This window comes from Streptomyces sp. SID14478 (genome assembly GCF_010548525.1).
Lineage (GTDB): Bacteria > Actinomycetota > Actinomycetes > Streptomycetales > Streptomycetaceae > Streptomyces.
In genome coordinates, this window is the sequence record NZ_JAAGMG010000550.1 from 20,134 (window position 1) to 27,913 (window position 7,780).

Annotated in this window: 7 protein-coding genes; 4 read left to right on the forward strand and 3 right to left on the reverse strand. The window is 67.8% G+C overall.

Annotated elements, in window-relative coordinates; genetic code table 11:
• Positions 1–8: 8 nt before the first annotated feature.
• Positions 9–1,451, reverse strand: coding sequence for a phage/plasmid primase, P4 family (locus G3I40_RS18165; protein ID WP_164303189.1), 1,443 nt, complete (start codon positions 1,449–1,451; stop codon positions 9–11).
• Positions 1,452–2,226: 775 nt separating this feature from the next.
• Between G3I40_RS18165 and G3I40_RS18170 the strand changes: the two genes are divergently transcribed.
• The gene (locus G3I40_RS18170) at positions 2,227–3,771 is read left to right on the forward strand and encodes an FAD-dependent monooxygenase (protein ID WP_164303190.1); all 1,545 of its coding nucleotides are present in this window, start codon (positions 2,227–2,229) and stop codon (positions 3,769–3,771) included.
• Here the strand turns inward: G3I40_RS18170 and G3I40_RS18175 are convergent.
• Positions 3,764–4,429, reverse strand: a complete 666-nt coding sequence (locus G3I40_RS18175; protein WP_164303191.1) for a ScbR family autoregulator-binding transcription factor — start codon at positions 4,427–4,429, stop codon at positions 3,764–3,766. The genes G3I40_RS18170 and G3I40_RS18175 overlap by 8 nt on opposite strands.
• Positions 4,430–4,568: 139 nt before the next feature.
• On the opposite strand from G3I40_RS18175, the gene G3I40_RS18180 reads away from it, so the two are divergent.
• Positions 4,569–5,411, forward strand: coding sequence for an NAD(P)H-binding protein (locus G3I40_RS18180; RefSeq protein ID WP_164303192.1), 843 nt, complete (start codon positions 4,569–4,571; stop codon positions 5,409–5,411).
• A gap of 122 nt (positions 5,412–5,533) precedes the next feature.
• Here the strand turns inward: G3I40_RS18180 and G3I40_RS18185 are convergent, their stop codons facing one another.
• Complete coding sequence (locus G3I40_RS18185; RefSeq protein WP_343244951.1) at positions 5,534–6,517, reverse strand: ScbA/BarX family gamma-butyrolactone biosynthesis protein; 984 nt, start codon at positions 6,515–6,517, stop codon at positions 5,534–5,536.
• Between the two features lie 270 nt (positions 6,518–6,787).
• On the opposite strand from G3I40_RS18185, the gene G3I40_RS18190 reads away from it, so the two are divergent.
• Both G3I40_RS18190 and G3I40_RS18195 read left to right on the forward strand, forming a co-directional pair.
• Positions 6,788–6,976, forward strand: coding sequence for an acyl-CoA carboxylase epsilon subunit (locus G3I40_RS18190; protein WP_164303193.1), 189 nt, complete (start codon positions 6,788–6,790; stop codon positions 6,974–6,976).
• A 118-nt stretch (positions 6,977–7,094) separates the two neighbouring features.
• Positions 7,095–7,780: carboxyl transferase domain-containing protein (locus G3I40_RS18195; RefSeq protein ID WP_275410197.1), on the forward strand; the 686-nt coding region annotated here is incomplete at its 3' end.

Genomic DNA, 7,780 nt, shown 5'->3' on the forward strand with positions numbered 1-7,780 from the left:
CCGCGTACCTACGCCGCCCTCGCGTCGGTGAGCAGGCCGATGCCCGGGTAGTACTTGCGCTGGTTGGACAGGATCATCGCTTTCGGCGAAGCGAGCCCCACGGTCTCCCGGACGCGCGTCGCCAGCGCACGCGACGCGATCGGGGGCACGTCCTCGACCCGGCACCACGACCGGTACGCCGCGTGGAGCCGGGTCTGCTCCGCTCTCAGGGCGGGGCCCAGCGCGCAGCACTCCGTGAGGAAGCGTCCGGTGTGGTCCTCGGTCTCCACGTACGCGGTGGTGGCGACCTGTATGCGTCCGGGGCCGGTGAGGTCCTTCTCGCCGGCGAGGTAGCGACAGGCCCCCTGGATCAGCCAGTGGAGGATTCCAGGCCCCTCCTCGCCGACCAGGACGTCCGCGAGGTTGTCTATCCTTCGTTCGTCGGAGACGACGCGTTCGAAGGGGATGAGTCGCATGCGGCGCCAGAAGGCGAAGCCTCCGGTGCCGACTTCGGGGCGGTGGTTGCCCAGGAGCCAGAGTTTGTGGGTCGGCTGAAAACTGAAGAAGTCCTGCCGCATCCGACGCGCCTTGATCCGATCGCCGCCCGTCAGCAGCTTCATGCGCGACTCGTCGAACTTGTCACCGGCCCTGACCTCGCTGCACACGATGACGCGACGGCCGTGCAGTTCCGCCAGATCCGTCGGATGCCCCTCACCCGGACCCGACATCAAGAATCCGGGTGGGGCGGCGTCGGCGTAGTCGCCGAGGAGTTTCATCAGGACGTCCAGGAGGACGGACTTGCCGTTCTTGCCCGAACCGAACAGGAACGGCAGGACCTGACCACCCACGTCACCGGTGACCGAGTAGCCCAGCAGCAGCTGCAGGAAATCGACCATCTCCCGGCCCTCGGCATCATCACCGAACGTATCGGCCAGAAACCTCTCCCAACGAGGCGTCACGATCAGTTGCGGCGCGACCGTGGTGGAGCGGGAGTGGAAGTCCCTGTCGGGGTCTGCGACCTTGCTCAGGCCGGTGCGCAGGTCGACGATGCCTTGGGGGGTGCACAGGGCGTAGGGGTCCGCGTCCAGGCGCGCCGCGTTGAGCACCATCCCCGGAGCCGACTTCGCCTGCGTCAGCATTCCGTTGATACCCGTGGTGCTCAGAGCTCGGCAACGGTGCTGCCACAGAGCGGCATCGGAGTACACGCCACGGGGGTCGGAGGTGGAGATCGCCTCCGCGAGGTCACCGGCCGCCCACAGGACCCCGTCGTCCTCGTCGACCTGCCAACGGCTGCCGGACCAGCGGTACCAGCCCAGGCCGGGGACGTGCCGGAAGTCGTTCGCGTAGAACTTCACGAACAGCTTGGCGTTGCCGCGGTCGGTGAGGCTCTCGGGGAGAAGTTCCTGCGTGTGGTCCGCCCGGTCCGCTTGGAGGTCAGGGGCGAGAAGCGTCTCGTTGCAGTGTGACGTCATGCGATGCTCGCACCATGGGCCGCCGTCGCGGCCGCCTCGCGCAGAGTCGTTTCGCCATCAAGGGGAGCGACCCTCGGGTTCCCTGAGTTGCTGGGTCTTCCTCGCAGCTCAGAAGCCATGTGTATCCCCCATGCCAGCGACCCGAGCGACTCAAGCGACTCAGTGTCCGGTTCACACTAGCCATACGGAAGTGACGGCGCGGTCGGTTGAGGCAAGGTTCTGTCGTGTCGTTATATAGTGCATATCGGATCAGATGTGCTCATAGATCGAACGACCACGCCTCGTGGACAGCGACCGAAGCGACTCAACTCCCTTGAAGAGTCAGCGAGCGCGAGGCAAGGGCACCGTCCTATGTTGGGGGTCAGCGTCGCTTCAGTCGCTGGCAACGGAGTACAAGATACCTACCACCCGGTTTTGTTTTCAAGGTGTCGTGAGGGAATCGACAGTGCACGGGAGATCCTGAGCCTCCGGGGTCGAGCGGTGGGGGAGGGGCGTGCGACGCGGCTTCAGGGATCATAATAAACCGCTCGCCAGGTTTTCTAATCGCCTGATGACGGCGGGAACAGCCGACGGGCGACAGCGCTGCGCCCCTCCCGCGTGATCGTCAACTCCGGCTCAGTGCAAGGCTGGTGAGACGTCGTGGATGCCCTGTCGTTCGGATTGCTCGCTTCCCGTGACCGTTGCAGAGAACCGTCCAACCGGTATATTTTTCCGGACTGTGGCGGGCCGGTCACACGCGGCACGTGACGGCGTCCGCCCTCGGCGGAGGGGGGAAATGATGACAGGTAACGGCACGGGGCCACAGGTCGTCATCGTGGGGGGCGGGCCGGTAGGCATGCTTCTGGCCTGCGAGTTGGCGGGCCTCGGCGTACGCACCGTGGTCCTGGAGGCACGGACCGCGGTCTCCAGGAGACCGAGGGCCACCACGCTGCACGCACGCACGGTGCAAAGCCTTCAGCGCCGCGGTCACCTGCCCGCCGCGGCCGGCCCGGCGACCGCCACACGGCGGGCAAGCACGTTCCACTTCGCCGGAATACCCGGGCTGACCCTCTCGGCGCCCGCCGCCGAGCCCGATCCTCTCCTGAAGTGCCCGCAGGAAGAGCTCGAACGGCGCTTTGAACAGCGGGCCAGGGATGCCGGTGTACGGGTCCTGCGGGACCACCGGGTGACCGACGTACGACAGTCGCCGCACGAGGTCCACGTCGTGGCGCAAGGGCCGTCGGGGGAGGTGTCCTTCACGGCGGCGTACCTGGTGGGCGCGGACGGCGCGAGGAGCGGTGTCCGCACGCAGGCCGGCATCGCGTCCCGCTCGTTCCCGGCCACGGTCTCCGCGATGGCCGGCGACGTACGACTGGTCGACGAGGACGCGTTGCGCCCGGGGTGGCACCGGACGCCGCGTGGCTGGATCATCGCCAAGGACGCGGGCGGGGGCCGCCTGCGGCTGCGCACCCTGAACTGTGCGGGACCGCACCCCGCGCGCCATCTGCCGCTCACCCTGACCGAGTTGCGCAACGAGGTCTCATGGATCGCCGACCGCGACATCGCCATGGCGGAACCCGAGTGGCTGAGCCGGTTCAGCGACTTCGCCCGGCTGGCCCGCGCCTATCGCGACGGGCGGATCCTGCTGGTCGGGGACGCGGCGCACGTACATTTCCCGATCGGCGGCCAAGGGCTGAGCACGGGGCTGCTCGACGCGCTCAACCTGGGCTGGAAGCTGGCGCTCACGGTGCAGGGCAACGCGGGTGACGGGCTGCTGGACACCTACGAACAAGAGCGCCGTCCCGCCGCCCGACGGATCATCGACAACGCGCGGGCCCAGCTCTCCCTGATGCGCCCGGAGCCCGAACTCGACCCGCTGCGCGACATGTTTGCGGGGATGCTGGCGCAAGGGCCGTTCGGGGACGCACTCGCGTCGATGGTCAGCGCGCAGGACACGGTGCTCCCCTCGCTCACCCGGAACCCGTCGCGCTGGGAGGGCAGGTTCCTCGACAATGCCGTCATCGACACCGCCGACGGGCGCACGGACGTGATCGGCCTGCTGCGTCAGGGACGCCCGCTGCTGCTGCTCACGGGCGGCGACCGCGAGGGACATCGGCGACAGGCGCAGGCATGGCAGGGCTTGCTGCACGTGGTGCAGGCCGACGTGACGCCGGAACTGCCCTGCGACGTACTGCTGGTCAGGCCCGACGGGTACATCGCCTGGGCTCCGGGAGGCGACGCGCTGTCGAGCGCCCTGACCGTCTACTTCGGTGAGCGGGGGAGGCCTTCGCGTTCCGCTCCGGGCACGGTGGAGTGCGACCTGGCCGATGCGCTCAGCTGACCTCGACCGGCTGCTGCGCTCCGGACTCCGCAGCCATCCGGGCGACGACCTCGCCCCGGTCCGCCCCGAGTTCCACGGACGTCAGGACCGACGGGTGGGCCATGCTGGGCAGCAGGTGGCGCAGCATCGCCGAGACCCGGACCAACAGGTCGTTGTGCTCGCACATGGCCTGGGACATGGCCTGCACGCCGGCGAAGGCACCCACCGTGACGTCCGCCGACTCCGTGACCACGACCTGCGGGAGCAACTCACCCTGTTCCTGGGCCTCGCTGAGCAGTCTGCGCACGATCTGGGACCAGCGCACGAACGGTCCGCTGCGGTCGAGGCCGTGGGCCTGCTGGTCGAGCGACAGCCGCACGCCCGCCCGCACCATCGGATCGGTCTGCAAGCGGTAGGCGTGCAACATCACGGTGTCGATGAGCTGCTGGACCTTGCAGGCCTGGTCCTGGACCACGTCCTGCTGGTCCTGTTCGTACAGGACCCCCTGGGCCAGGTCCTCCTTGGAGGGGAAGTGGAAGTACAGGGCTCCCTTGGTGACGCCTGCCGTCTTGAGGATCTCGCTGATCGTCGCTGCCTGGAAGCCACGCTGCTCGAAGACCTGGGCCGCAGCGGAAAGAATCACCCTCCGGGTGCGGATGGCTCGGTCTTGCTTTGCCATGAGGGTCTCTTTCAGTTGAGGGATCTGGAGCCAATAAAAACCGTCCAGTGGGTATCTTACTGGATCGCGGCCGGATTCGGCCCATGTGTCCGAAGGAAGAGACGTCGGCCGGGCGTCGTGTGATTGGGGGAGGGTCCTGATGATTTTGGTGACCGGAGCGACGGGGACGGTGGGACGCGAGGTGGTCCGGCGGCTGCCCGCCGGACTGCGGGTCCGCCTGATGACCAGGGATCCCGCCAAGGTCGTGGCGCCGGGGGAGGAGACGCAGGTCGTGGCCGCCGACTACGAGGACCCCCGGTCGCTGGAGTGCGCGCTGCAGGGCGTCAGCGCGGCACTCGTGATCACGAACCGGGTGGGCGGCGACGATGACCTGCGGCTCTTCCGTGCGGCACAGGCGGTCGGCGTGCGACGGCTGGTGAAGCTGTCGGCGGCGGCCGTGCTCGACCCGGACGCCGTCGACCTCATCACCCGGTGGCAGCGCACGACCGAGGAGTTGCTGCTCGCCTCCGGCATCGAATGGACACTGCTGCGGCCGCGCGCCTTCATGAGCAACACTCTTTCCTGGGCGGGCTCCATCCGGTCCGACCGGGTCGTCCGGGCGCAGTACGGGGCATCGGCCAACGCGTGTGTCGACCCGCGGGACATCGCCGAGGTCGCGGTGCGCGCGCTGACCGAGGAAGGCCATGCGGGGAAGGCGTACACGCTGACCGGCCCCGAGCCGATCACTCCCGCCGAGCAGACCGAGCAGCTCGCGCAGGTCCTCGGTGTGCCGCTGCGGTTCGAGGAACTGTCGCTCGAACAGGCCCGCGCCGGGCTGCTGGAGCGGTATCCGGAACCGATTGCCGAAGCACTGCTGGGCAGTGCGCGCAGACAGGAGGCGGGGGCGAAAGCCGCGGTGGACGGCACGATGTGTTCACTGACGGGCCGTGCCGCGCTCACTTTCCGCGACTGGGCCCGGGGAAATCGCACTGCCTTTACCTGACGGACATGATTCTTTGACCGTGAACGTGACGTCCGGGGGGATCTTGATTGGCATGGGTGACACTGGCAAATGACGCAGGCTCTGGAATCGTCGGGGATTCCAGAGCCTGCGTCATATTGATTTCAGAGAGGAAGAAGTTCCATCGTCACGACGGACGAGAAGGCGAGTTCATCGTTCTGGCTTCCGGTCACGAGGACTCGCGTACTGTCGCCGGAAATGCGACGGGCCTCGATGAAGCAGGGCTCGTCGAGTTCGATGTAGCGCATGAACTCGCTTGCAAATGCGACGGGCAGGGAGTGAGGGCCCACGATGGAGACCGCGGCCTGGCGGGCGGCCTCAAGGAGCGTCATTCCCGGAACGTGGTCGACGGGGTGCTCGAACAGGATCGGGTGGCGGGTGTCCACCCGAAGTTGCCAGCGGTCCTCTTGAGAGGTCGCGGACAGGACGACGTCCTGGGGGGACAACCGGCCGACGGCCTGCGGCGCGGTCGGGGCAGTCAGGGGCAGGGCGTGCACGGATTCGGCCAGGCGGCCGCCGCGTACTCGGCGGTAGACCTTCGGGGGCATGCAGGTGAAGCCGGCGCCGCCGGTGGCGGCCACCTGGCCGTCGCGGCGGATCACGACCTCGTAGCGCATGCCCGCGAGGGCGTTGTTGCGCCGCTTGACGTCCTTGCAGATGACGTCCATTTCCAAGGACGCGGGGGCGCCGCCCATCGTCATGTGTGCAGGAGTGATCTCGAGCGCGAGGTCCCACATGACGAACTGGAAGTCGAGCGGGACGCCGAACTCCGCGTGGGCCAGCAGGGACCCGATCTGACGGATCGTCTCGGCGGAGATCAGCGGGTCGTGGCAGCCGGCCACGGGGGTGAAGAAGGCGTGTCCTCGCGGCCATTGGGCCGCCACGGAGAAGTGCAGGTCACCCTTGCGAGCCCAGTCCGTGAGCATCACCTCGGCCACGCCTGCGCGGTGGACGAATTCCTTGGGGACGGTGGTGGTCAGCGTGGAATAGCGCAGGAAGGCCGTGGAACCGGTGGCCACTGACAGGCCGCTCTCGCTGTGCTCCGTGCTGGGTATCGCGCGGTTCATACGGAAGGTTTCAGCGGACACGGATTCCCCCTGGCTTCGCTGTTTGTTTGGGCGGAAGTGGAGCCCGCGATAAAGATACATACCACCCGGTTTAATTTCCAGATGCTTCGTGGTGATCGTAAAGAAGTTGTGCGCTGCTCCTCGCTACGACGGCGGCGACCAGCAGCGTAGGCCGTGCGGCAGCCAGTTGGGGCCCGTTCGGTTCGGTTGGACCTCTAGCGGCGTCTTAGTGGCTCTCGAGCGCGCGGGCGCACCGTCGGTTCGACGTGGACCGAAGGGAGCGCGGGACGGATGAGTGATGAAGAGTGTGTGCTGAGGGTGGAGCGCGGTCGGGCGGACCCCGATGAACTCGCTGCCGTTGCCGCGGTGTTGATCGCCCGCAGCAGGGCGGGGCGGAGCGACGCGCAGCCGGTGTCGGCGAGGCGCCCTCAGGCGTGGAGGTCCGCACGGGCCTACACGGCCCCCGGTGGCTGGCGCTGACCACATATATTGGGTGGCACTACATCTATAAACCGCACGTGCGGTTTGTTAAAGTCCCTCTATGGCCGGGGGTGCGACCTCCTCGTTCCGGTCGCAGAAGGAAGAGGACTGGAGTGATATGGCGAAGGTGACTGCCCCGCCACCGGCACAGCAGCCCGGCGGGGCCCGCGGCCGCGTGGCCGAGCTGCACGCGATCCGTGAGCAGGCCCTGCGCGGACCCAGCGACAAGGCGACCGAGGCCCAGCACGCCAAGGGCAAGCTGACCGCGCGTGAGCGTATCGAGCTGCTCCTGGACGAGGGGTCGTTCAACGAGGTCGAGCAGTTGCGCCGGCATCGTGCGGTCGGTTTCGGCCTGGAGTCGAAGAAGCCGTACACGGACGGTGTGATCACCGGCTGGGGCACGGTCGAGGGCCGCACGGTCTTCGTCTACGCGCATGACTTCCGGATCTTCGGCGGCGCGCTGGGCGAGGCCCACGCCACGAAGATCCACAAGATCATGGACATGGCCATCGCGGCCGGTGCGCCGCTGGTCTCGCTGAACGACGGTGCGGGCGCCCGTATCCAGGAGGGCGTCTCCGCGCTGGCCGGCTACGGCGGCATCTTCCAGCGCAACACCAAGGCGTCCGGCGTCATCCCGCAGATCAGCGTGATGCTCGGCCCGTGCGCGGGCGGCGCCGCCTACAGCCCCGCCCTGACCGACTTCGTCTTCATGGTCCGCGACACGTCGCAGATGTTCATCACGGGTCCGGACGTCGTCAAGGCGGTCACCGGCGAGAACATCACCCAGAACGGACTCGGCGGCGC